The sequence below is a fragment of the Cupriavidus pauculus genome, from assembly GCF_003854935.1.
GTDB lineage: Bacteria > Pseudomonadota > Gammaproteobacteria > Burkholderiales > Burkholderiaceae > Cupriavidus > Cupriavidus pauculus_C.
This window is the reverse complement of record NZ_CP033970.1, coordinates 1,085,590-1,109,172: the sequence shown is the minus strand read 5'-3', so window position 1 is coordinate 1,109,172 and position 23,583 is coordinate 1,085,590. Positions and strand designations below refer to the sequence as shown.

The 23,583-nt window shown below is 64.3% G+C and carries 19 protein-coding genes; 4 read left to right on the top strand and 15 right to left on the bottom strand.

Annotated features, from left to right (window positions below; translation table 11 throughout):
- Window positions 1-12 precede the first annotated feature (12 nt).
- The 4 genes from EHF44_RS23045 to EHF44_RS23030 form a co-directional block, all read right to left on the bottom strand.
- Window positions 13-2,028: an arylsulfatase gene (locus EHF44_RS23045; protein WP_124686003.1), complete on the bottom strand. Its 2,016-nt coding sequence runs from the start codon at window positions 2,026-2,028 to the stop codon at window positions 13-15.
- Between the two features lie 127 nt (window positions 2,029-2,155).
- Window positions 2,156-3,856 carry an aspartate-alanine antiporter gene (gene aspT, locus EHF44_RS23040; RefSeq protein ID WP_172966163.1) on the bottom strand — a complete coding sequence of 567 codons (1,701 nt, stop codon included), beginning with the start codon at window positions 3,854-3,856 and terminating at the stop codon, window positions 2,156-2,158.
- 231 nt (window positions 3,857-4,087) lie between these two features.
- Window positions 4,088-5,719 (bottom strand): ATP-binding protein, encoded by a 1,632-nt coding sequence (locus EHF44_RS23035; RefSeq protein ID WP_124686001.1) that lies wholly within the window; start codon window positions 5,717-5,719, stop codon window positions 4,088-4,090.
- A gap of 46 nt (window positions 5,720-5,765) precedes the next feature.
- A complete protein-coding gene (locus tag EHF44_RS23030; protein WP_124686000.1) occupies window positions 5,766-6,440 on the bottom strand; it encodes an alpha/beta hydrolase in 675 nt (224 codons plus the stop codon).
- A gap of 481 nt (window positions 6,441-6,921) precedes the next feature.
- Between EHF44_RS23030 and EHF44_RS23020 the strand changes: the two genes are divergently transcribed.
- The 3 genes from EHF44_RS23020 to EHF44_RS23010 are packed head-to-tail and all read left to right on the top strand — an operon-like array spanning window position 6,922 to window position 10,745.
- The gene (locus EHF44_RS23020) at window positions 6,922-7,362 is read left to right on the top strand and encodes a pyrophosphatase (protein WP_124685999.1); all 441 of its coding nucleotides are present in this window, start codon (window positions 6,922-6,924) and stop codon (window positions 7,360-7,362) included.
- 24 nt (window positions 7,363-7,386) lie between these two features.
- Window positions 7,387-8,529 (top strand): hypothetical protein, encoded by a 1,143-nt coding sequence (locus EHF44_RS23015; RefSeq protein ID WP_124685998.1) that lies wholly within the window; start codon window positions 7,387-7,389, stop codon window positions 8,527-8,529.
- Complete coding sequence (locus EHF44_RS23010) at window positions 8,526-10,745, top strand: hypothetical protein (protein ID WP_124685997.1); 2,220 nt, start codon at window positions 8,526-8,528, stop codon at window positions 10,743-10,745. The genes EHF44_RS23015 and EHF44_RS23010 overlap by 4 nt, the downstream gene beginning before the upstream one ends.
- A gap of 661 nt (window positions 10,746-11,406) precedes the next feature.
- On the opposite strand, the gene flgL is transcribed toward EHF44_RS23010, so the two are convergent.
- The 11 genes from flgL to flgB all read right to left on the bottom strand — a co-directional run bounded on the left by flgL (window position 11,407) and on the right by flgB (window position 22,415).
- The gene (gene flgL, locus EHF44_RS23000; protein WP_124685995.1) at window positions 11,407-12,639 is read right to left on the bottom strand and encodes a flagellar hook-associated protein FlgL; all 1,233 of its coding nucleotides are present in this window, start codon (window positions 12,637-12,639) and stop codon (window positions 11,407-11,409) included.
- Window positions 12,640-12,685: 46 nt separating this feature from the next.
- Complete coding sequence (gene flgK / locus EHF44_RS22995; protein WP_124685994.1) at window positions 12,686-14,602, bottom strand: flagellar hook-associated protein FlgK; 1,917 nt, start codon at window positions 14,600-14,602, stop codon at window positions 12,686-12,688.
- 357 nt (window positions 14,603-14,959) lie between these two features.
- Entirely contained in the window at window positions 14,960-15,982 is a 1,023-nt protein-coding gene (gene flgJ, locus EHF44_RS22990; protein WP_124685993.1) for a flagellar assembly peptidoglycan hydrolase FlgJ, read from the bottom strand.
- On the bottom strand, window positions 15,982-17,178 hold the full coding sequence (locus EHF44_RS22985) for a flagellar basal body P-ring protein FlgI (RefSeq protein WP_124685992.1): 1,197 nt from the start codon (window positions 17,176-17,178) through the stop codon (window positions 15,982-15,984). Before EHF44_RS22985 ends, flgJ begins: the two co-directional genes overlap by 1 nt.
- A gap of 7 nt (window positions 17,179-17,185) precedes the next feature.
- Window positions 17,186-17,890, bottom strand: a complete 705-nt coding sequence (gene flgH / locus EHF44_RS22980) for a flagellar basal body L-ring protein FlgH (protein WP_124685991.1) — start codon at window positions 17,888-17,890, stop codon at window positions 17,186-17,188.
- 8 nt (window positions 17,891-17,898) lie between these two features.
- Window positions 17,899-18,684: a flagellar basal-body rod protein FlgG gene (gene flgG / locus EHF44_RS22975; RefSeq protein ID WP_124685990.1), complete on the bottom strand. Its 786-nt coding sequence runs from the start codon at window positions 18,682-18,684 to the stop codon at window positions 17,899-17,901.
- A 55-nt stretch (window positions 18,685-18,739) separates the two neighbouring features.
- Window positions 18,740-19,483 carry a flagellar basal-body rod protein FlgF gene (gene flgF, locus EHF44_RS22970; RefSeq protein WP_124685989.1) on the bottom strand — a complete coding sequence of 248 codons (744 nt, stop codon included), beginning with the start codon at window positions 19,481-19,483 and terminating at the stop codon, window positions 18,740-18,742.
- Window positions 19,484-19,511: 28 nt separating this feature from the next.
- A complete protein-coding gene (flgE, locus tag EHF44_RS22965; RefSeq protein WP_124685988.1) occupies window positions 19,512-20,756 on the bottom strand; it encodes a flagellar hook protein FlgE in 1,245 nt (414 codons plus the stop codon).
- Window positions 20,757-20,858: 102 nt separating this feature from the next.
- Window positions 20,859-21,527, bottom strand: a complete 669-nt coding sequence (gene flgD, locus EHF44_RS22960; protein ID WP_124685987.1) for a flagellar hook assembly protein FlgD — start codon at window positions 21,525-21,527, stop codon at window positions 20,859-20,861.
- A gap of 46 nt (window positions 21,528-21,573) precedes the next feature.
- A complete protein-coding gene (gene flgC, locus EHF44_RS22955) occupies window positions 21,574-21,981 on the bottom strand; it encodes a flagellar basal body rod protein FlgC (protein WP_124685986.1) in 408 nt (135 codons plus the stop codon).
- A 17-nt stretch (window positions 21,982-21,998) separates the two neighbouring features.
- Window positions 21,999-22,415 carry a flagellar basal body rod protein FlgB gene (gene flgB / locus EHF44_RS22950; RefSeq protein ID WP_124686744.1) on the bottom strand — a complete coding sequence of 139 codons (417 nt, stop codon included), beginning with the start codon at window positions 22,413-22,415 and terminating at the stop codon, window positions 21,999-22,001.
- A gap of 232 nt (window positions 22,416-22,647) precedes the next feature.
- Here flgB and flgA point away from each other — a divergent pair, with 232 nt between their 5' ends.
- The gene (gene flgA / locus EHF44_RS22945; protein ID WP_124685985.1) at window positions 22,648-23,403 is read left to right on the top strand and encodes a flagellar basal body P-ring formation chaperone FlgA; all 756 of its coding nucleotides are present in this window, start codon (window positions 22,648-22,650) and stop codon (window positions 23,401-23,403) included.
- Window positions 23,404-23,583: the final 180 nt, after the last annotated feature.

The window sequence follows — 23,583 nt, the reverse complement described above, 5'->3', positions numbered from 1 at the left end:
GCGACGCATCGATCAGTAGTAGCCCTTGGGACGCGCGGGCTCCACGCCGCCCACGCCCTGCATGTACGTCTTCCACTGTGCGATCAGGCTGTCCAGCACCGTCGCGTTGCTGGCGGAGACGTCGTGGTTCTCGCTGCGGTCGGTGGCCAGGTCGAACAGCTCCCAATGGCCGTCGGCCGGGCCGAACTGCGCGGGCTCGGTCCACAGCGCCTTCCACCGGCCATCGGCGCTGCGGATCTGCGCCCGGCCGTACGACTCTTCGCCAAACGCGGTGGTGCGCACCTCGCCCGTCGCCTCGCCACGCAGCACCGGCAGCAGCGATTGCCCGGTGATCGGCCAGACGTTGCGGCCGTTGTAGACCACCTTGCCCCGGTTCCGGTCCGTGCCGGTTGCCGGATCGATGCTGGGCGCGGCGGCGGTGGATGGCAGCGCGATGCCGGCCACGGCCAGGAACGTTGCCGTGTTGTCGGTCACGTGCGTGAAGGCGCGCAGCGTGGGCTGCTGCTGCGTCTGCCCCGGCAGCTTCACGATCGCCGGCGTGGAGATGCCGCCTTCGCCCATGTACCCCTTGGTCTGGCGGAACGGCGTGGCGCTGACCTCGGCCCAGCGCAGCCCGTACTGCAGGCGCCGCGCGGCCTGCAGGCCGTTGTCGGTGCCCAGCGTCGAGTACACGGGCTCGGCGGCGTTGGCGGTGTCGGTGGCGGTCGGGTCGCCATTGGTGATCGGCCAGCCCTCCGCGCCGTTGTCGGACTGGAACATGATGAACGTGTTGTCGTACTCGCCGATGTCCTTCAGGTGCTGGACCAGCAGGCCGATGTTGTAGTCGAGGTTTTCGACCATGCCCGCGTAGATCTCCATGTAGCGCGCCTGCGCCTTGCGTTCGTCCGCGCTCAGGCTGGCCCACGCCTTGTCCACCAGGCCGGGGCCGTAGTCGGTATAGCCCTGCGCCGGGCCGTTCAGCGCGTTGATGTACTTGGCGCCAGCCGTGCCGTTGGCGGCCGTGCCCGCCGGCGCAACCAGTGCCTCGGGCTGGCCCGCATACGGATTGAAGTCGGCGGGGATGATGCCGAGCGCCTTCTGGCGCGCGATACGCGCGTTGCGGACGGCGTCATAGCCCGCGTCGTACCGGCCCTTGTACTTGCTCAGCCAGGGCTCCGGCACCTGCAGCGGCCAGTGGGGCGACGTGTACGCGGCATACGCAAAGAACGGCTTGCCATCGGCCTTGTTGGCGTCGATGTACTCGATCAGCTTTTGCGTATAGAAGTTGGTCGAGTAGAACAGCGCGGGCGATCCGCCTGCGCCGCCGGGCTGCCCCGGCTGGCCCGGCTGCACGTACTTGCCGTTCTCGGTGTAGTTGCGCGATCCGGCGGCCTCGTGTCCGAAGTGGTTCGACGCCGCGCCGCCCAGCAGCGCGTAGCTGCGCTCGAAACCCCACTGGTCAGGCGTCTTGCCGCTGGTGGCGGCCGCCCCGGCGATGCCGGAACCGAGATGCCACTTGCCGGCCATGTACGTGTGGTAGCCGGCGTCCTGCAGCAACTGGGCCACGGACAGCGCGCTGTCGTTGAGATAGCCTTCGTAGCCGGGCAGGCCCTTGCGTTCGTCGTTCGGCGCGCCCATCGTGCCTTCGCCGACGAGGTGGTGGTCGGTGCCGGAGATCAGCATCGACCGCGTGATCGCGCAGACCGTGCCGGTGTGGTGATTGGTCAGGATGCGGCCGGACGCCACCAGTGCGTCCAGGTTCGGCGTGTCGATCTCGCCGCCGAACGCGCGGATATCGGAATAGCCGAGGTCGTCGGCCATGATGTACAGGATGTTCGGACGCTTCTGCACGGTACCCGTGCCCGGCGACGTCGCGGTGTTGCCGGTGGAGGCCACCGGGGTACTGCCGTCGGACCCGCAGGCCACCAGCGAGACGAGCGCGGCGGCCACCGCGCCGGCCAGGCCGATGCGCAAGACAGGGGCAGCGCGCCGGGGCGCAGCCGTGGAACGGGCACGACGAACGGACGGGGAAGCGTTACGTGTTGGCATTGTTGTCTGGCGCTACCGTGAAAGGAACTGGCCATGCTATGGCTGCGCCGCGCCAAATCCAAACAACGTTTCCGCATGCCGTTCTGCGGAAATATTCGTTGCCGTGGTCAGGGTATCCGTTGCTTGCTCAGGTCATCAGCGCCACGATCACCGTGCCCCACAGCGCCAGCAGGACGTTTCCGACGGCATAGGCGACGCCGTAGCCCAGCGTGGGCACCGCGCTCTTTGCGGCTTCCTGTACGGCAGCCAGCGCCGGCGTCGCCGTGGAAGCACCCGCGCATACGCCGAGCAGGATGCCCGGATGCATCTTCATGAGCTTGTGTCCGACGAAGACACCCGTCAGCATCGGGATGCTCACCGTCAGCGCGCCGGCCAGCAGCAGCGACAGGCCGCTGGACTGAAGCCCCTTGACGAAGTCGGGGCCGGCGTTCAGGCCCACGATTGCCACGAAGCCGGTCAGGCCAATCGATTCAAACACCCACAGCGTCGGCCCGGGAATCCGCCCGAACAGCCGCGGCTGTACCGACCGGAGCCAGCCACACACCAGCCCGCCCAGCAGCACCCCGACGCTGAGCGACAGCCCGATCTCGATGCCACCCACGACCAGTGCCGGAACGCCCACGAGCGCGCCGGCGACGATGCCCAGCGATACCAGCACCATATCGGTCGCATTGGTGGCCCGATCGGCGACGCCGATCTTGTCGACCGCGCCTTCCACGCTTCTCGCGCTGCCCACCAGCGAGACGACATCGCCACGGTTGAGGACGGTTTCCGGTGACACCATTACCGGCGTGCCGGCGCGCGACACACGCGCCACGAACACCCCGCGCGCGCTTTCTTCCTTGGCCAGATCGCCCAGCCGGCGGCCGTCGACGGCCTTGGATGTGATGATGACGTCCAGCAGTTCCACTTCCACGTCGAGCAACTCACGATCATCGATCTCGTGCAGGCCGGAATGCGCACCGTCCATCCGCTCGACCAACAAGGTGCGACGGCCAGAGACGCTGAGCGCGTCGCCCGCGCGCAGGACGATGTCCGGCGCGATGCGCATCACCGCGCCACTGCGGCGAAGACGTTCCACGCAGATGCGCTGGCCACCGATATCCACCTCCAGCTGGGCCACGGTCATGCCCGCCAGCGGCGAAGCTGCGTCGATCTGGTAGGCGCGGAACTCGATCTCCCGCCGGCTCGGGATGGCATGTGCGGTGTTGCCCTCCATCCGGCTTTCAAGCTCGCGGCACGCCGCTGGCAGGTCCACGCGAAGCAGCCGGGGCGCAAGTTGGGCGAGGATCCACGCCGCGCCGACCACGCCCACCAGATAGGTGACGGCGAACGCGACGGGAATCTGGTTCGTCAACACCTGTCGATCGGCTTCGGACAGGGCCAGCCGCGAGATGGCGTCACCGGCCGTACCGATGGTGGCGGACTCCGTCAACGCGCCAGCCACCACGCCCGCAGCGGTGCCGGCCTGGTAGCCGAACAGCTTGCTGACGATGAACGCGACTACGAGCCCCGTTGTGGCGACGATGCCCGCCAGCAGCGCCTGCTGCAGGCCGTCGCTACGCAATCCGCGAAAGAACTGCGGGCCCGTGCGGAACCCGATGGAAAACAGGAAAAGCAGGAAGAAGCACTGCTTCACTTCGCCGGAGATCTTGAGCCCGAGTTGCCCGACCAGCACGCCGGCAAGAAGCGTCCCGGTGACCGCGCCCAGCGTAAAGCTGCCGATTTTCAGCTTGCCCAGCGCGTATCCCAGCCCCAGCACCAGGAAGAAAGTGACTTCTGGATGCAGACGAAGCAGGTGCTGGAACCAGTCGAAGGCGGCGCTCATTGTGGACTCCGTGGTACGGCCCGCCATCTCCCTTTTTTGATTCGCGCCGTCCCGGGGTATTGACCGGGCAATCTCCCGACGGCCCGGCGCATCGGCGGACTATCGAGCGGAATACTTTCAGCTACTTCGCAGCGGCGGAAGTGAAAGATTCTGCAAAGGATGATTATTTGTTTCGAGAAGAACGCGTAAATATGCCGAAAACAGCACCTTCGCCATGAACGCCGCGACGCGTCATCCCGCCGGTGCGATGGCCCGGAACTGCGCGCACAGCCGGAACACGTCTTCCGACAGCGCCGTCTGCTTCGCCTTGGCATAGCGGGTGGCGAGTTTCATCAGTTCCTTGATGTCGCGTCCGCTTGCTGTCGGGTAAGCAGCGGTCAACGCCTCCACCAGTTCGTCATCGAGGGTCGCGCCGAACTGGTCGGCTTGCAGACGCCACAGGCGCGATGCATCCGCCCGGTCGGGCGTCTCGTACTGGATGGTGGCGATGCACCGTGACAGGATGGCGTCATCGACGTCACCGGTACGGTTGGTGGTCATGAACAGCAGGCCGCTGAAATACTCCAGCGTGCGCAGGAATTCCGCAACGATGGCGTTGTGCTCCAGGTCGTTGTCGCGGCGGCGGATGTAGACGTCGGCCTCGTCGAGCAGCAGCACGGCATTCCAGCGCATGGCGCGGCGCAGTATCTCCATCAGGCTGGCGCCGACCGAGGCGGCGGTCGTGCCAAGCTGTCCGGAATGCACGCGGTAGAGTGGCCGGCCGACGACTTCCGCGTACACCTCGGCCGTCAATGTCTTGCCAAGGCCGGGCGCGCCCTGGCAGAGGATGGTCGTGCCGCCCGATTTGCCAGGCACCACGTCCTGCACCAGGACGTCCAGGTGCGAGGTCAGGATGTCGATCAGGTCGCGGTGGTGGTCCGGCAGCACGAGCTTGTCGCGCAGCCCGGGCTGGTACTGGTATTCGGTCAGGTGCTGCACGTGCACCCAGATGTTGCGGTGCCATTCCAGATGGAACAGATGCACGTAGCCGTGCAGCGGCATCCGTTCGAATCCGGTGGCCACCCCGGCCTTGCGCCAGAATTCGGCGTCGCATGTCACTTCGAAGCGGCGCTCCAGCCGTTCCTCGTCATTGATGCAGCGGGCCGCCACGCCATCGCCCAGCCGCGCCAGCGAAACAGTGCCCTTGCCTTCCACGGTGAAGGCGGGTCCCGTGGCGATGTACTGCGCGCCGAAGCTGCGCTGGTAGCGCAGAAAAAGCTGCGCATGCCGGTCGTACTCCTGCCGGAATTCCGCGCACTCCTTGAAAAACCCGAAATCGGCGAGCAGCTGCGGAATCGTGCGGTCCACGATCTCGTCGCGCGTGACGATGATCGACGTCGTCATGCCCCCTCTGCGCCGCGTGGGGTCGGTCAGCTCCGAGTTGGCGGACAGCATGGTATTCGCCAGCAGGTCGATGGCCACGTAGGCCATGCCCTGCTCGGGCTCCACGTGGCGGATGCGATAGACCAGCCACGGCAGCAGTACGCCATCGCGGCTGCGCTGGTACAGCCAGCCGTCGATGACATCGCGCGACAGGTACGCCACCAGCCCCGCCACCAATCGCTCCAGGCCGGGAATGGTCCGTGCCTTCGGAGCGTTGTAGACGTTGTCGAGCGCCAGCATCTGGAACGTGAGCTGCCGTTCGTTCTTCGCCTTGCTCAGCGTGTAGAGCATGTTGAGCGACTGTGCGTCGAACAGCCGCGCCGACACCGACATGCTGCCGTGACAGAGACCGTGCTCCTTGAGCTGCCGTGCCAGCGGAGACTCGGCCTCGACCATGGCAAGCAGCGGGTGGATCAGAGACTGCGGAATCTCGATATTCATGGATTGCACTCCGTTGGCGGCAGATGCTGGGGCTGGCGACGGCGCGCTACGCCAGGAAGAAGCGGATGGCCTCGGTCACGATCGGGGGATGGATCAGGTGCGTGCCGTGAAATTCGACATACTCGACGTCGTATCCGGCAGCTTTCAGCTTGGCGGCATTGGTCCGGCCGCTGGTCTGGATGGGCAGTTGCTCGTCAACCAGCCCATGCGCGATAAACACCTTCGGCGAGCCTTCCTGCAGGAAGACGGACATGAACCCGCCCGAGAAAGCGATGACGTGGCTGGCAATGTCGCCGTTGGTGATGCCGATCGACAGCGCGTAGCTCGCCCCATCCGAAAAGCCGGCGAACGCCAGCCGTTCCGGGCGAATGCGGTAGCGGGCCGAGACGGCGTCCAGCCCCCTGTGCAACTTCTGCAGGTCGGGGCCGTTGCCGCCGATGACGATGTCCCACGTGGGATAGGTCGAATGCGGCGCCAGCACCAGAAAGCCATGCGCATCCGCGTGCGGCTCGACAAAGGGCAAAACCTTCTCGGGAAAGCCGCCGGCACCGTGAAACATGACCAGCAGCGGCACGGGGCCCGGGCCAAGCTCCGGCGGCACGTAGAGCACCGCATCGCGCTCGTCGGCCAGTCCAAGCCGGTGGCGCCCGGGCGGCAACGGGGCCTGTGACGGCTCGCTGTGGGTGAAAGTTATCCGGCCCAGCAGAGAAGGATCGAGCATGGCGGCGGCAGGTGCAAATTGGTGATATGTAATATATCACCAATCTTGTGCACGGGGCGGGACAACCTCCGCAGCGTGAAAAATGTCAGCGCGAGCCGCGTGCCACCGCCAGCAAGACGCCACAACCGACCAGGAGCCCGCCAAAGGCGCGGTCGATCCAGCGACGCACGGCCAGCAGCCGGTCACGCACGGCGCCGGATCGCGTAGTCAGTCGCTTGAGCACCGGGATACCATGACTTAGGAACGTTGGTGTATTTCCCACCGTTACCGAGCTGCGCTGCACGAGGCGCTTTAGAACGCCTCCATCGTCATTTTAATACACGCATCGAGGCCCAAGCTGCAACTGGGTCACACTTCGCACGCGCTCAGTATAATTTGCACAGTATGGATGATGACTGTTCCCCATCGAAACCGGAGCGCGTGCCCGTGTGGCATTTGCAAATGAAACCGTATCGGACAACTTCGAGCAGACCTGATTGACATGAACCGAAATTTTCGCGACCGCATCGCCGGGATGAACGCAATGTATCGCCTACCTGCCCATGAAACTCCTACGGTCCCGGATGACGTGGGAAACCGGCTTGCCAAGTTCAAGGCTACGTTAATTGACGAAGTGAATGAGATCGACGACATCGGTGCGTTGGCAACATCCGGCGCGTCAAAGCTAGATATTGCCGTCGCAATAGCAGACCTGCTCGGCGACGTAATCGTCTATTGCCGCTCTGAAGCATTGAAATACGGCCTACCGCTCGAGGAAGTCCTTGACGTGATCATGGATAGCAACGAGAGCAAGCTCGGTAGCGACGGCAATCCAATATACGATGCCAACGGCAAGTTTCTGAAAGGCCCCAATTACTGGAAGCCAGAACCGCGCATTCGTGAGTTGATTGCATCTCGTACGGACAGTCGTGACTGCCAATAACAATGGCCGAAGGATGCGAACCTTATGGACGAAATAGTTCTTCCAGATATCTGGACCATCGAGGACCTAGAGCAGTCACTACATCGGGTTACTAACAGCTCTGGTGGTTCTCTAAAGCTTGGCAAGGAGTTCATCAGCCGCCGAAAAGGGGCAATGCATGATGCCGCTCGGCTGCAGCTTCTTGCCACTTGGGCTCGCTCAGCTCAAGAGAAGCACCTCAAGTACCACAACGCAAATCACATGCCTGCGGTGCTTGATGAGCTTTGCGACTATGCACCTGGGATCGTGGCGCTCCGGCTCAGCGACGGCGTGTCTATCGCCGACCAGTTTGTCGCTCGGCGCGAGGCACTGAAGCCGGCCGCTAAGAAGGTGACGGCCACCGACCAACTTGAATGGCAGAATGTTATTAAGGGTCGGACCATTGATTTCACCTGCGTCGGTGGATCCAAAATTCAGTATCTCAGGCCATTATTTTTTGCCCGCAATGCGAAGTCGGTAAAAAATAGGGAGGGAATGCTCCAGACGCTCACCGAACTTAGCGACTATGTGGCGAAGTACGATGCTGAACGCATTCCACCGGAATTTTTGCGGGCCTGCGCCACGTTCGCCAGCGAACTGGTCAAGAACACTCAGCAGCACGCCACTACGGATCGACACAATCGCCCCTACGTGGAGCACGCCGAGGGATTGATTCTGAGTTGGCAGCAAATGTCCGAAGACGCCTACAGATCAGATTTTTCGGGCCATGGACGTCTTGCGGAGTTTTGGGATAGAGAGCGAGTGCCGGTTCGGGAAGGCGCTAAGAAGGCGCTACGCTGCTTACAATTGAGCTTTTTTGACACAGGACCAGGATTTTCCGGCCGGGCCACAGGCCGGTCTATTGACGAACTCTCCTTAGAGGAAGAGCGTCACGCCTTGCTCACTTGTCTAAAGAAAAATGTCACGTCGAAGAGCGAGGCCGGGGCAGGAAACGGTCTTCCCCTTGTACTCAATGCCCTTCGCAGCATAGGGGGCTTGCTATCAATCCGGTCCGGCAGATTGCACATCTTTAACTCGTTCGCACCGAATGAGGCTAGAGATCTCTTCGCGTTCGAAGACTGGTCCGCCAAAGACCTGGCCCCTGCAACCGGGGCCGTCATTTCACTGCTTATTCCCATTAGAAGATGATCCGCAAAGCGTATTCCTTCCTTGCACGTTGTACGTGCTCGTCGTCTGAATGCGACGTAGATGCGCTGAGCGTCTTCTTTGATTCGAAGCGCCCCGCGACTGAATTTGATTTCTTCGACGAACTCGAAAGATCTCTACGCGAGAATGAGACGTTGCCCGATTGCATCGTCGTTATCTCGGACACAAATCACACTGAGTCGCTCATCGGACACTGGACGTCCTCTACCCAAAACCGTCAGACGTTTTTGGACAGGGGCTTGAACAAAGGGGTTCCGTTCGTCAAGGAGGTGATATTTGTTTCGTGGAGCCCGACTGATGGGTTGTCGCAAGACGCACATGATGAGGACGGACATACTTCCACCATTCAACTTCCGCTTAAGGACCTAGTTGCCCAGGGGCTTGCGGCGCTTGTACGGTCCAATCCCGTCGTGCAGGTCGCACCAGCCGGACATGTCTTCAAGCATCCGTCTAGGACGGTCAACAAGCTTTTCATCCAGGCCCGCGAACTTGCCACGAGCGAAGCTGAATTGGCTTTCCTCGGTCGATGTTTGACGCTGACCTCCCCCGAACTAGTGGCATCGTCACTGGCGCGCGTTTTCATTGATACGATGGGAGTCTATTCCATCGTCCGGGAAGCCCTCGCCTTCGCAGAAAGCAGCGCCCGCATCGACAGCTACCATTCGTACGGTCGCTTGGCTGACCTTTCACCCCCCACGGAGCCGTATGTGGTTGTGATATCCGCTTCTACGAGCGGGGGAATGGCGAAAACGCTGTGCAATGAGCAGGGTTTTGAAGCGGACCGACTTGTTACGCTCATCGATTCCAGCCGTGTGGATCGAAGCGGAAAAGTCCTAGTGGCACTCGACGAGATCGACCCTTCATACGGCAAGCACCTCACAGATGGATCAGAAACGCAGATCGAACTCTTTGGCGAACACTTCACATCCAAAGCAAAGCCACCAAGAGCCGTAACGCTCGGAGTACCCCACACCCCTAAGGCCCTCGGAGTATTTCTAAAGCACTTTGGCATAGGCGGTCTTGGCGAACTCAACGCTCACTGCACCACGAGACGCGCCACACGACTGATGATGCTCGATGGCTCAGTAGTGGGCAGAAACAGCCAATTGCTGACTTGGCTGAATGCCGAGATCGATTGGTACGTTGGATCTGCCGTAAATCATATAATTTGCGCGAATGACGCGGGATCGCGAGCACTCGCAGACCATGCTGCTGGCCGTTTGCACAACACGAAGGATTGCAAACAACGACCCAGCGTCACCTGCTATGACTATCTTGGTCCGACTACTTTGGAGAGCGCACGTGGCGTGCTGGTAGTGCAGGCCGTCGCCGGTGATGGTGGTCTGCTACGAGAGATCAGCCGAGATCTCCGAGAGTTCTTGAAGTCCAACGTTCCTCGTCATTTCTTGATTGGGGTTGGCATGCCCCAGACTGCGGAGACATGGTTACGGCTTCGGCAATTTCTTATCAAGAATGCAAGCGAAAGAGAGTACGGGTTTTCGTGCTGGTTGGAGTTGCCAGTTGGCGCAGACGGAACTGCCAACGCCTGGCACACCTTCAACAATTTGGCTACAAACGCGCAAATCGAAACACCCACTGTGGGCGGCGTTGCTGCTGACATTGTCGACGCGTCTGTCGATCTAGCAGCCGAACTCGTGAAGAACGCCTTCAATAGCTTCCTGCCGACAAGCTCGGGCGCTTCACTAAGTCTGTCGGATGGCTTCGTATTCTTCGGGAAGACGTTTGACGGCCGAAGCCTTGATGAAATCTCCACGAGCACAACGTTCGCAACGGTAGCCGGCGTCCTTCAAGCCGCTCGAGAACTCTCGAACCCGGTGAACCAGTTACGATCAAGTGGATATGAGTCTGTCGTGCTGTCGCCGGAAAACTTCCTTCGATATAACGACAACCTCCTACAGGCCTGCATTTTGCGGGCCGCTCATCCGTCAGAACTTGACTACTCGTCAAGTCCGGACCTAAGCCGCTTGATGAAAGAGTTTCTCCTGAAGGTCTTCGAGCGCCACGCGCATCCTTACGGTGCGGCATCCCTGGAATTTGCGGCAGCTTTGGCAACAGGTCGACTTCGTCTTTCCGCAGACGACTCTCGCGAACTCCAAGCTCGCAGCCTTCAAAAACTCGCTGCGGCACCGAGCGCTTTGATAGGTTTCTTGTGTCTTATGGGTAGCATGGGCCGATGAGGACGTCTTGCCCTGAATAGGGTCTTTATTCAGGGCAGCATAATCTGCAGATGCGCAGACACTCATGGCGTAGCGCCTGCTGAGTCGCCAGGCACCTCGTCGCATTCGGCAAGCCGCATTTTCTCTGACCGTTGAAAGTTGGAATGAGAGGCACTTGATCTATGCTGTAGGCATCGGTGCGCTACGAGGGGGCACTATGGCCAAGCAAGTGTTTAGCCGTGCGCATTATCTGCAAATACTCAATGAGGCGTTACGACATCATCCGCAATGGCGGCCGGGGATGGAGTTCGTATTCTTCCCTATCGGCTCACGAGCGCGGGATGCGAAGCTAATCACATGTACCGGACCAACAAGTTGCCATGCGATTCACGCTCAAGTCGCACACGTGGCGTCGCATTTGTGTGAGGTGGCCGAGTGAGACGCGTTTGACAGTTAGAACAACTGAGGGGTCTTTGAACGCCAATTGACAGTTTTGATGCTGGCAGCGCGTTGGCGTGGAGGAAATATTGGAAGCGTTGGCTCCGGCAACAAACTGTGGCAAATCCTCGCTAGGCAAGGATTTGCCGTCCGTTCACTATCGGGTCTGCCTCGCTTTGTTGTGGGCTATTGACCCACTTAATTGCTAAGCGGCACCGTCCAGCGCCTGGGCGCGCGATGTCCGTTACAGGAACCTGAACAGGTTCATCTGCTGGATCTGCATGAACGATTGCTGCGCGCCCTGCAGCGCGGTCTGGCGCTGGTAGTACTCGGTGATCGCGGCGGCGTAGTCCAGCTCGGTCAGGTTCGACAGCGTCTGGGCGCTGCTGAGGTCGCGGTTCTCGCCGATGGTGTCCAGCGCGTCGACTTCGTTCATGCGCGAGCCCACCGACGAACGCACGGTCAGCACGTTGTCCAGCGAGTTGTCGTTCTGGCGCAGGCCGGTGGCGATAGCGTTCTGCAGGTTGGCGGCCGCCACGTCGGGCGACGTGCCCGAGCTGATCGGCTGGTGCAGTGCGCTGATCACGTTCTTCAGGTTGGCGAACATGTCGGCGCCCGCCTGCTGGGCCGGCTGGACCGTGAACTTGTCGGTGTCGGCCGGCATGCCCTTGACCGAGAACGACACGCCGCCCACGCTGATCGAGCCGTTCTCGACGTAGTCCACCGGTGCGGCGGTCGTGCCGGTCGTGGTGTCGGTCACCACGTACTGCTTCTTGCCGGTGCCGGCGTCGGTCTGGAACGCGACGCTGAACGAGTGGCCGTAGGCGGGATCGGTCGGGTTGGTCACCGAAATCGCGCTGAACACGCCGGTGCCGGCGTTGGTGCCGGTGCCCTTGATCACGTAGCCGGCATTGGCGGTCACCGACTGGAAGATCTCGGCGCCGTGGTTGCCTGCTTCCATCTGGCGCGCGACGTCCACCTGCAGCAGCTGGTGGCCGGTGTCGCCCTGGTAGGTCAGGTTGCCCGCGGCATCGGCCACGAACGGTGCCGAGCCCGACTTCAGGCCGCCGAACAGGAAGTTGCCGTTGCCGTCGTCGGCGTTGGCCAGGCCCACGAGCTGGTCGTACTGGCCCTGCAGCGCCGTGGCGAGCGACGCGCGGTCGTTGTCGCTCAGCGTGCCGTTGCCGGCGTTCACCAGCAGCGTCTTGATGTTCTGCAGCGTGGTGGTGACCGACTGGAGCGTGTTTTCCTCCAGCCCCAGCGACATGTTGGCCTGCTTGCGCGACGCCGTGTACTGGCCGTTCACGGCCATCGACTGCGACACGCCGAGCGCGCGCGTGGCGGCAACGGGGTCGTCCGACGGCGTCAGCACGCGGCGGCCGGTGGCCAACTGCTGCTGCACGTGCAGCAGGCTGGACTGCTGGCTGTTCATCGACGACAGGCCCTGGTGATACAGGGTGGAGGTGGCGACGCGCATGGCGTGATTCCTTCTTGTCCGGAGGTTGTATCGGGGATGTCCGCGATCAGGCGATGCTGACCAGCGTGTCGAAGATGGTGCTGGCGGCCTGGATCACCTTGGCGTTGGCCTGGTAAAGCTGCTGGAACTTCAGCAGGTTGACCGTTTCCTCGTCCATGTTCACGCCCGACACCGACTGCTGGGACGTGTAGATCTGGTCCGTGATGCTGTCCTGCGACGCCGACGCGATCGTCGTGGACTTGGCCTTGCTGCCCACGTCGTTGACCAACTGGGCGTAGGCGTCGTTGAAGCTCGACGTGCCGTTGATGGTCTTGGCCGTCTGCAGCTTGGCCAGCTTGAGCATGTTGCCGTTGTCCGACACCGCGCCCGTGTTGTTCGACAGCGTGAACGTGTCGCCATTCTTCGGCGTGCCGTTCAGGCTGAACGTCATGTTGTTGATCGTGATGTCGGTGCCCGACGCGGTGGCCGTCACCGTCGGTGCCGGCACCAGCGGCGCATTGGTCACCGAGTCGACGATCGTGTAGGCGCCACCCGTGAACGTCACCTTGACCGGATTGGTCATCAGCGTGAAGCCGGGCGCGACGTTGGTCAGCGATGCCTTGACCGTGCCGGTGTTCTGCGTGTTGGCGTCGGCGCGCGCCGGCGATGCGGCGGCGATCTTGGCCGGGTCCGTGATCAGCGTGCCAAAGCCGGCCGCGGCATTGCGCGTGGGCTGGATCTCGAACGATTCGTTGGCGTTCATCGCGCGGTCGAGCGTCAGCGAGAAGCCTTCGGGCGTGTTGATCGTCAGCGGATAGGTGCCCGGCGCCGCGGTGTTCGACACCACCACGTTGTCGGACTTGCGCACCAGCGAATAGCTGCCGCCGGCGAACTTCAGCGTGTAGTCGCTGGTCGTCAGGTTGCCGGTGTTGGTGATCGTGGCCGTGAGCTGCGCGCCCGACGTGTTCTTGTCGTTCGAGAACACGGTCGGCTTGCCCAGCGTGAACATGTCGGTGCCGATGGCGCCGTTCAGGTCGATGCCCAGCTTGTGCTGGTTGTTGAACGTCTGGCCGATGGCCAGCGACAGGCGGCCGATGGCGTTCTGCGCCGTGTCCAGCGATTCGCTGCGGAAACGCAGCAGCCCGCCAATGGAGCCGCCCGTGACCGCGCCTTCCTCGGCCTCGATCGTCGTGCCGTTCGGCAGCGTGTAGGCGATGGTCTGGCGGCTCGGGTCCACCGACGACGGCACCGTCTTGATGTCGTACGAATCGGTGCCCATCACCAGCGGCTGGCCGTTGCCGACGAACACGTTGTACGTGCCGCCGTCCTGCACCACCACCTTGGCGCCGACCAGTTCGGTCAGCTTGGCCACGGCCTGGTCGCGCTGGTCCAGCAGGTCGTTCGGCGCGTGGCCGCCCGACGCGGCGGTCATGCGCGAGATTTCCTTGTTCAGGTTGGCGATCTGCTTCGAGTAGTCATTGACCTGCGTCACCGACGACTGGAGCTGGGTGTTGATGCCGTCCTGCAGCTGCTTGAAGTAGTCGCTGGACGACTTGATCTGCCCGGCCAGCGCCTGGGCCGACGAGATCAGGCCCTGGCGGGTCGCCGGATCGGCCGGGGTATCGGACACGGCCTGCACGGCCGCGAAGAACTTCTGCATCAGCGGCGCCAGGCCACCTTTCTCGTCCGCCAGCAGGTTGTCGATCTGGCCGATCTGTTCCGCGTACGTCGACAGCTCGAAGCTGGCCGACGTGGCGCCGCGAAGCTGCCCGGTCAGGAAGCCGTCGTACACGCGCTGCACGGTGATGGTGTTCGAACCCTGGCCGTAGAAGCCGGCACCGGTGGCCTGGCCGCCGGCCGACGCAATGATCGTGTTCTGGCGGGTATAGCCGACGGTGGCCGCGTTGCTGAAGTTGTGGCCGACCGTGGTGAGCCCGTTCTGGGCGACGTTCAGGCCCGACAGACCGATATTAAACAGAGACATGTTCGTCTGACTCCGGATCGAATGGCTAGCCAGCGGCACGCTGCCGACGGCGGTGGATGTGTTGGTTATCGGCGCAAATGCGGCGCGACTTTAGCGTCGCAATGGTTTCGAAGGTGTCGGTGTTGTTAGTGCTTACTCTTTGGTTTGCGCCGCGTACAAGCGGGGACGGCGCGACCGATGAGGGTAGCGCCGGGAGTGCTTGGTCGCGTGTTTGCTCCCCTCTCCCGCGAAGTGGGAGAGGGGCTGGGGGTGAGGGCAGGCGGCTCAAGACGCGATGTCGCACTTGCGAAGCGCTGGCCCTCACCCCCGACCCCTCTCCCGCACGGCGGGAGAGGGGAGCAAAACCGAAGACAACCGTTACGTCGAAACCTTCCTCATGATCCGCACCAGCTTTTCGCCGTACGCCGGATCGGTGGCATACCCGGCCCGCTGCAGGCCGTGGGCCGCTTCCTCGGCGTTGGCGGCGCTGACCACGCCGGCGTAGCGCGGGTTGTTGCTGATCAGCCTGGCGTAGTCGTTGCACGCTTCCTCGTACGACCCGTAGGCGCGGAATTTTGCGCGCACCTTCTGCGGCTGGCCGTCGACGTATTCGGTCGTCAGGATCTCGGTGGTCGGGCCCTTCCAGTTGGCGCCGGCCTTGATGCCGAACACGTTGAAGCTGCTGGTGCCATCGGCATTGCGGATCTCGCGGCGGCCCCAGCCCGATTCCAGCGCGGCCTGGCCGACGATCAGCTTGGCCGGCACGCCGGAGGCGCGCGAGGCCGCCATGGCCGGCTCGGCCAGGCGGTTGACGAAGTTGCTGATGTGTTCGGGCGAATCGTCCGGCAACTGGCCCAGTTGCGTCTGGCCGTTGCCCTGCCAGTCGGCCTGGCTCTGGTACTGGCGCAGGCCGGCGGTGGGATTCCATGCCGCGCCGGGCAGCGTGGTGCCCACGGGCGGCGGGCCGTCGGCGTCGGTGGCGCCGCGGCTGTCCAGCAGCTGGGCCAGTTGGGCGTCGCGCGCGCTGGCGCCGGTGATGCCGCCCGCGCCGCCCATCGTCGGCGGCAGTTGCGTGCCGGTGGCACGCGCAAGCTGGCGGATCATCACGTCGGCAAGCCCGATGCCGCGCGACGACAACTGCTGCGACAACTGCTGGTCCATCATCGACATGTAGAGCTTGGTCTGCTCGTTGTCGAACAGGCCATCGGACGGCGTGGCGTCGCGCATGCTCTTGAGCACCATCTGCGTGAACACCGCCTCGAACTGCTTGGCGGCGGCCTGCAGCGTGTTCGAATTGTTGCCCGCGCGGGCCTGGCTCTTGAGCGCCTCGAACCCCTGCGTATCCAGGGCGAAGCGCTGCGAGACGTCGGCCTGCGCGCCCAGCGTGTTGCCCGCCGCCATCAGATGATCTCCAGTTCGGCGCGCAGCGCGCCAGCGGCCCGCATGGCTTCCAGGATAGTCTGCAGGTCGGCCGGCGTGGCGCCCAGCGCGTTCAGGCCCTTGACCACGGCCGCCAGCGACGCGCCCGCCTTGACGATCTGCAGCGAGCCACCGTCGCGCTTCAGGTCGATCTGCGACACCGGCGCCACCACGGTCTGGCCCTGGCTGAACGGCGCCGGCTGGCTGATCACCGGCTGGGTGTTGATGACCACCGACAGGTTGCCGTGCGCGATGGCGCAGTCTTCCACCGTCACCGCCTGGTTCATCACGATGGAACCGGTGCGGGCGTTCAGGATGACCTTGGCCGCGGCGCGCGCCGGCGTGACGTCAAGATTCTCGATGCGGGCCATGAAGCCCACGCGCGCGGCCGGGGTCTGCGGCGTGCGCACCTGCACCACGCGGCCGTCCATGGCGGCGGCAGTGCCGGGGCCAAGGTTGCGGTTGATCGCGTCGACCACGCGTTCGGCGGTGCCGAAGTCGGTGTCCTTGAGTTCGAGGTTCATGAAGCCGCCGTCCGGCTGGAACGACGGCACGGCACGTTCGACGATCGCGCCATTGGCGATGCGCCCGACGGCCAGCTGGTTGATCTGGACCTTGCTGCCGTTGGCCGACGCCCCGGCGCCGCCCACCAGCATGTTGCCCTGCGCGATGGCGTACACGTTGCCGTCGGCGCCCTTGAGCGGCGTCATCAGCAGCGTGCCGCCGCGCAGGCTCTTGGCGTTACCCATCGACGACACCACCACGTCGAGCTGGCTGCCCGGCTGGGCGTAGGCCGGCAGCGTGGCGGTGACCATCACGGCCGCCACGTTCTTGAGCTGCATGTTCTTGCCGGCCGGCAGCGTGATGCCAAGCTGCGACAGCATGTTGCTCAAGCTCTGCGTGGTGAACGGCGTCTGCATCGTCTGGTCGCCGGTGTTGTCCAGCCCCACGACCAGGCCGTAGCCAACCAGCGGGTTGTCGCGCACGCCCTGGAACGTGGCCAGGTTCTTCAGGCGCTCCGCGTGCGCGGCGCCCGCGCCCAGCAGCAGCAGCAGGACCAGGCAGAGCACACGCAGCACGCTGGCAGAAGAGACCGCGCGGCCTGAGCGGGAATGTCGGCCGGGCGGGGTGCCAAAAAACGAGCCTGGCTTGTGGAGAGGCATCGGAGGCAGAAACATGGCGGGATCAGAACGGTAAGACATTGAGGAAGAAGCGCTGCAGCCAGCCCATGTTCTGCGCCTCGTCGATGTACCCCTTGGCGGTGTACTCGATGCGCGCATCCGCCACCTGCGTGGACGGCACTGCGTTGTCGCCGGTAATCGTGCGGGGATTGACCACCCCCGAGAAGCGGATGAATTCCGCGCCCTGGTTGATGGCCATCTGCTTCTCTCCGGACACCACGAGGTTGCCGTTGGGCAGCACTTCGAGCACCGTGACCGTGATCGTGCCGTTGAAGGTGTTGGCGGCGCTGGCGCCCCCGCCGGCCTTCAGCGAATTGGATCCGTTGGCGTCGGCGTTCTGGCTCGTGCCGAACAGGCCGCCCAGGGCACGCGGCACCGCGTTGAACGCCAGCGTGGTGCTGCCGGTGCGGTTGGCGTTGGTGGCGGAATTCTTGCTGGCGTTGACGTTCTCGCTGATCACGATCGTGAGGATGTCGCCAACGTTACGCGGCCGCCGATCCTCGAACAGCGGGTTGCCCGCGTACGAGGATGCGTAGATGGAACCCGTGGCAGGGCCCATCGCGCGCGGCTCGGCGCGTGCGGTGGTGGGCATCTGCACCAGCGGCTCCTTGGGCATCATCGCGCAGCCGCCACTGGCCAGCGCGGCCAGGCCGACGATGGCGTACGTGACGATTGCACCGATGCGATACTGCGTGGCGGCCATGATCATTCCCGTTCTTAACCCATTTGGCTCAGGCGCTGGAGCATCTGGTCCGACGTCTGCACCGCCTTGCTGTTGATCTCGTACGCGCGCTGCGTCTGGATCATGCTGACCAGTTCCTCCACCACGTTGACGTTGGACGCCTCGACGTAGTTGTTCTGCAGCGTGCCCGCGCCGTTCAGGCCCGGCACCGTGGTGTTCGGCGCGCCCGAGGCGTCGGTCTGCACATACAGGTTCTCGCCCAGGCTTTCCAGGCCGGCCGGGTTCGGGAACGTGGCAAGCTGGATCTGGCCCACGGTGGCCGCGTTGGTCGAGCCCGGCTGCATCACCGTCACCGTGCCGTCACGGGCAACGTTCACCGACGTGTAGTTGGCCGGCAGCGTGATGGCCGGGTTCAGCACGAAGCCGCTGGACGTCACCAGCTGGCCGTTCGGGTCTACCTGGAACGAGCCGTCGCGCGTGTACGACGTGGTGCCGTCGGGCATCGTCACCTGGAAGAAGCCCTGGCCGATGATGGCCACGTCGCGCGAGTTGCCGGTCTGCGTGGGGTTGCCCTGCGTGTGGATCCGTTCCGTGGCCACGGGGCGCACGCCGGTACCAAGCTGCATGCCCGACGGCAGCACGGTCTGGTCCGACGACAGCGCGCCGGGCTGGCGGATCGTCTGGTACATCAGTTCCTCGAACACCGCGCGGCTGCGCTTGAAGCCCGTGGTCGACACGTTGGCCAGGTTGTTCGAAATCACGTCCATCTGCGTCTGCTGCGCATCGAGGCCGGTCTTGGCGATCCAGAGGGAGCGAATCATGGAGTTGTCCTGGTTCGGAAGTTCGTTGTGCGTGCGATCGGTACCGCGCGCGTCATCAGTTGTTCGACAGCAGCGCGTTGGCCCGCTGGTCGTTGGAGTCCGCGCCCGAGATCATCTTCATCTGCATCTCGAAGCGGCGGGCGTTGGCGATCATGTCCACCATGGCCTCGACCGGGTTGACGTTGCTGCCCTCGATCGCGCCGGAAATCACGCGCACGTTAGGGTCCTGCTGGAGCGCGTCCACGCCGGGGCGCAGCCGGAAGTAGCCGTCGTCGCCACGAGCCAGCCCTTCGGGCGGCGGCGTGACCACGCGCAGCTTGCCCACCTGGGCCAGGCCGTTGGCGGCCTCGCCCGGGCCGCGCGCCACCACGCTGCCGTCCGTGCCGATCGACACGGTGGAGCCCGGCGGCACCGCGATGAGGCCGCCGTCGCCCAGCACCGGACGCCCGGACGACGTCTGGAGCTGGCCGTCGGCCGACACCTGCAGCGCGCCGGCGCGGGTGTAGGCCTCGGAGCCGTCGGGCATCTGCACCGCCAGCCACCCGTTGCCCTGCAGCGCCACGTCGAGGTCGCGGCCGGTGTAGGTCAGCGGTCCGGCCTTCATGTCGGCGCCGGGCGTGGACGCGAGCGTGAACGCGCGCGTCTGCGTCTCCTGGCCCTGCACCGGCACGGCGCGGTACAGGTTCACCTGCGCCTTGAACGCCGGCGTGGAGGCGTTGGCCAGGTTGTTCGATACCGCGGCCTGCTGGTCGAGTATCTGCTTGGCGCCCGACAGGGCGGTGTAGATCATGCGGTCCATGGCGGAGGCTTCCGGCTAGTCGCGGCGGTCAGATGTTCACCAGGGTCTGCAGGACGGTGTCCTGCGCCTTGATGGTCTGCGCGTTGGCCTGGTAGTTGCGCTGCGCGACGATCAGGTTCACAAGCTGGCCGGACAGGTCGACGTTCGACTCTTCCACGGCGTTGGACTTCAGCGTACCCATCGCGCCGCCGGCCACGCCCAGCAGTTCCTGGCCCGACGCACCGGTGGCGGACCACACGTTGTCGCCTTCGGGCTTCAGGCCCTCGACGTTGCCGAACGACGCCATCGCGATCTGGCCCAGCGACATGGTCTGCTCGTTCGAGTACGAACCCAGGATCGTGCCGTCTTCCTGCACCGAGAAGCCCACCAGCGCGCCCGACGTGTAGCCGTTCTGCACGATCTTCTTCGGGTCGTTGTCGGCGCCGAACTGCGTGGTGCCGGTCAGGTTGAGCTGGGCGGTCAGCGCGGCGGCACCGTTCGATGCCGGCAGCGTGATGTTGGGCATGGCGCCGGCAGCCGGGGCACGCAGCTTGCCGTCGGCGTCGAACGACATCGTCACGGTCTGCAGCACGTTGCCGGCGGAATCGGTCACGTTCATCGACCAGTCATTGCCGCCGAACGCGTTGGTCGGGGCCGGGGCAACCGGCGGGCCGGCCACGACCGAGCGGCCGAAGTAGGCGGTCAGCTGCTGCTTGTTGCCCAGCGAGTCGTACACGGTCATGGCCGTGCTGTAGCTGAACATCGTCGAATCGGGCTTGGCGGCCGGCGTGCTGGCGAACGCGCTGGTCGGCACGGCGCTGCGCGAATCGAGCTGGAACTGGGCGTCGATGTTGGTGGTGGCCTTCGGCGGCATCTGCGCGTTGCTGATGGTGATCGGCTGCGGTGCCACGCCACCGGCGGTGGCGCCAGCGGGGTAGCCCGTCACCTGCAGGCCGGTGGCGTTCACCAGGCGGCCGTCGTCCAGGCGGTTGAGCTGGCCGTTGCGCGAGTAGAAGACCTGGCCGTCGGGGTTGGTCAGCCGGAAGAAGCCGTTGCCGTTGCTGATGGCCACGTCCAGGTAGCGCCCCGACGTCGAGATGTTGCCGTTCGTGAACGACTGCACCACGGCGTTCACGCGCGTGCCCAGGCCGATCTTGGAACCGGCGTACACGTCCGCGAACTGCGCGGTGGATTGCTTGAAGCCAACCGTGTTGGCGTTGGCGATGTTGTTACCGATCACGTCCAGGTTGGACGCCGCGGCGTTGAGGCCGCTTACCCCTTGACCAAAACCCATGATGTTTCCCCTAAGTAGGCTGTCGTTCGTGAAGTGCCCGCGCGTATGCCCGGACCGGGTGATGCGTTAGTGTTGGATGTATTCGCTGCTGCGGTGCGCGGATCAGGAGATGCGGCGCACGTCGTCGACGTTGGCCTTCTTGCCGTCGCCCAGTTCCACCAGCACGCCGCTGCTGTCGCCGCTGATGGACTGCACCTTGCCGTAGACCAGCGAGATCGGCTTGATGTCCTTGCCGTCGGCCGTGGCGGCCACCTTGAAGCTGTATTCGCCGTCGGGCACCGCGCCGCCCTGGTCGTTCTTGCCGTCCCAGGCGATGTCGTGCACGCCGGCGGTCTGGCCCTTCATGTCGATCGTGCGCACCACGTTGCCGCTCTTGTCCAGCACCTGCACGGTCACGCTGTCGGCCGTCGACGGCACGTCCACGCCGATCTTGCCGGCCACGCCGCCATCCACGGTCACGGCCGATCCCGGCACCATGACGGTCTTGCCGATCAGCGCGGCGGAATCCATCGCGCGGCTGGCAGCGGTCTGCGTCAGCAACTGCGTCATGGTCTCGTTCATGGTCTGCAGGCCGCTCACGGTGCTGATCTGCGCGAGCTGCGAGGTGAGCTGCGCGTTGTCCATCGGGTTGAGCGGATCCTGGTTGTTCATCTGCGTGACCAGCATCGTCAGGAAGTTGCTCTGCAGGTCGGCCGCGTTGGCGCTGCCGCTTTGCAGGGCCTGGTTCACGGCGGCGTTGGAGGTGCTGCTGCCTACGTTCGAAGTTGCCATGGTGGTTCGGTGAATCCGGTAAGAGGTTGCGTTGGGAAGGCTGCCGTCACTGACCGATGGTCAGCGTCTTCAGCATCATGTTCTTGGCGGTGTTGAGCACCTCCACGTTGGCCTGGTACGAACGCGACGCCGAGATCATGTTGACCATCTCTTCCACCGGGTTCACATTGGGCATCGTCACGTAGCCGTTGGCGTCGGCCAGCGGATGCGTGGGGTTGTGGATCATGCGCGGCGGCGCGGAGTCTTCCATCACGCCGGCCACCTGCACGCCGCCCACGTCGGTCTGGCCGGGCGTGGGCGCCATCTCGAAGATCACCTGCTTGGCGCGGTACGGCTGGCCGTTCGGCGCCACGGCGCTGTCGGCGTTGGCCAGGTTCGACGCCGTGACGTTCATGCGCTGCGACTGCGCGGCCATGGCCGATCCGGCCACGTCGAAAATGTTCATGCTGCCCATGTGTGCCTGCCCCCCGATCAGTTCTGGATCGCGGACAGCATCGTCCGGATCTTGCTGCTCATCACCGTCAGCCCGGCCTCGTAGTGCACCGTGTTGTCGGCAAACGCCACGCGCTCGGTGTCCATCTCGACCGTGTTGCCGTCGACGCTGGACTGCAGCGGAATGCGGTACTGCAGGTCGCGGTCGCTGTTGCTCATGGCGGGCGCCTGGGCCGGCAGGTGGCGGGCGGACGTGGTGGACAGCGACACGCCGTCGCGCTGCTGGTTGCCGCGCTCCACCGACTGGGCCAGCGTGCTGGCGAAATCGAAGTCGCGCGCCTTGTAGCCCGGCGTGTCCGCGTGGGCGATGTTCGAGGCAATCACCGATTGCCGCTGGGTCCGCAGGCTCAGTGCTTCCTGCTGGAAGCGGAACGCCGCATCGAGTCTGTCCATGATGTCTGCCTTTCCTGCAATGGCTTCATTTCGGGGAGAGAGCTGCCGTAGACCTTGGGTATACCTGTCGCACACCGCCGGCCGGGCTTCTTCAGGGTTGCCATCTTAGGGGCCGGGTTGTCACGCCAATCGTGCGAATAGGCAGGAGAAATCCGCGCATTTCCGGTTCGGTCTTCCGCGCGAGGCTGCCTACAATGGGCTCCACTGATTGACCGTCCTTGCTGGGATGCCCTCTATGACTCTCCACCGCCAGGCCGCCGCCTGGCTGGCGCTGGCCGGCATTGCGCTGACCGCGCCCGCCATGGCCGCGCCCGCCCAGGTCTCGCCGGTCGCGCCTCCGGGCGCGGCGCCGGTACAGGCCGCACAGAATCCGTTTGCCAACGACGATCCCGCGCGCGTGGCCGTCGAGCAGTTCCTGCTGCGCCAGTCCATGGGACTGCCCGGCAAGGTCAGCGTGCAGGTGGTGCCGCCGTCCGGCGGCCGCGCGCCCGAATGCGTGAATCCCGAGCCGTTCCTGCCCGCCGGCGCCGCGCCCTATGGCCGCGTCAACGTGGGCGTGCGGTGCGGCGGCGAGCGGCCGTGGACGCGCTACATGCAGGCCCGCGTGGCCGTGCTGACGAACTACTACGTGGCCGCCCGCGCCATGGCGCCGGGCGAGTCCATCACCGCGGCCGACCTGGAGCTGCGCCAGGGCGACCTGGGCCAGTTGCCGCGCGCCGTGGTGACGGACCCGTCGCAGGTGGACGGCTCGGTCGTCGCCAACCGCGTCGCGGCCGGATCGCCGATGCGCACGGACCTGATCAAGCGGCCCATCGCGGTCAAGTCCGGCCAGACCGTCAACGTGACCGTCGAGGGCGAATCGTTCCAGCTCAGCAGCGAAGGCAAGGTGCTGACCGACGCCGCCACCGGCAACCCGGTGCAGGTACGGCTGCGCAACGGCCAGGTCGTCAGCGGGCTGGTGCGCAGCGGCGACACCGTGGTGCTGCAGTAATCGCTTCAAAAAGATGTGCGGACGGCACTTTCTGCGTCCGTATGGAAGTCGTGTAAGTTAGTCGTCACACGGGCTGGAATCCCTGCGGGGCAACAGTCAGGGTGGCCGTCACCGCTGCGCGGCAGGCCGTGCGAGAATGCCGGCTGCCCGTTTCGGGAAGTCGACCCGGATCCGCGCGAT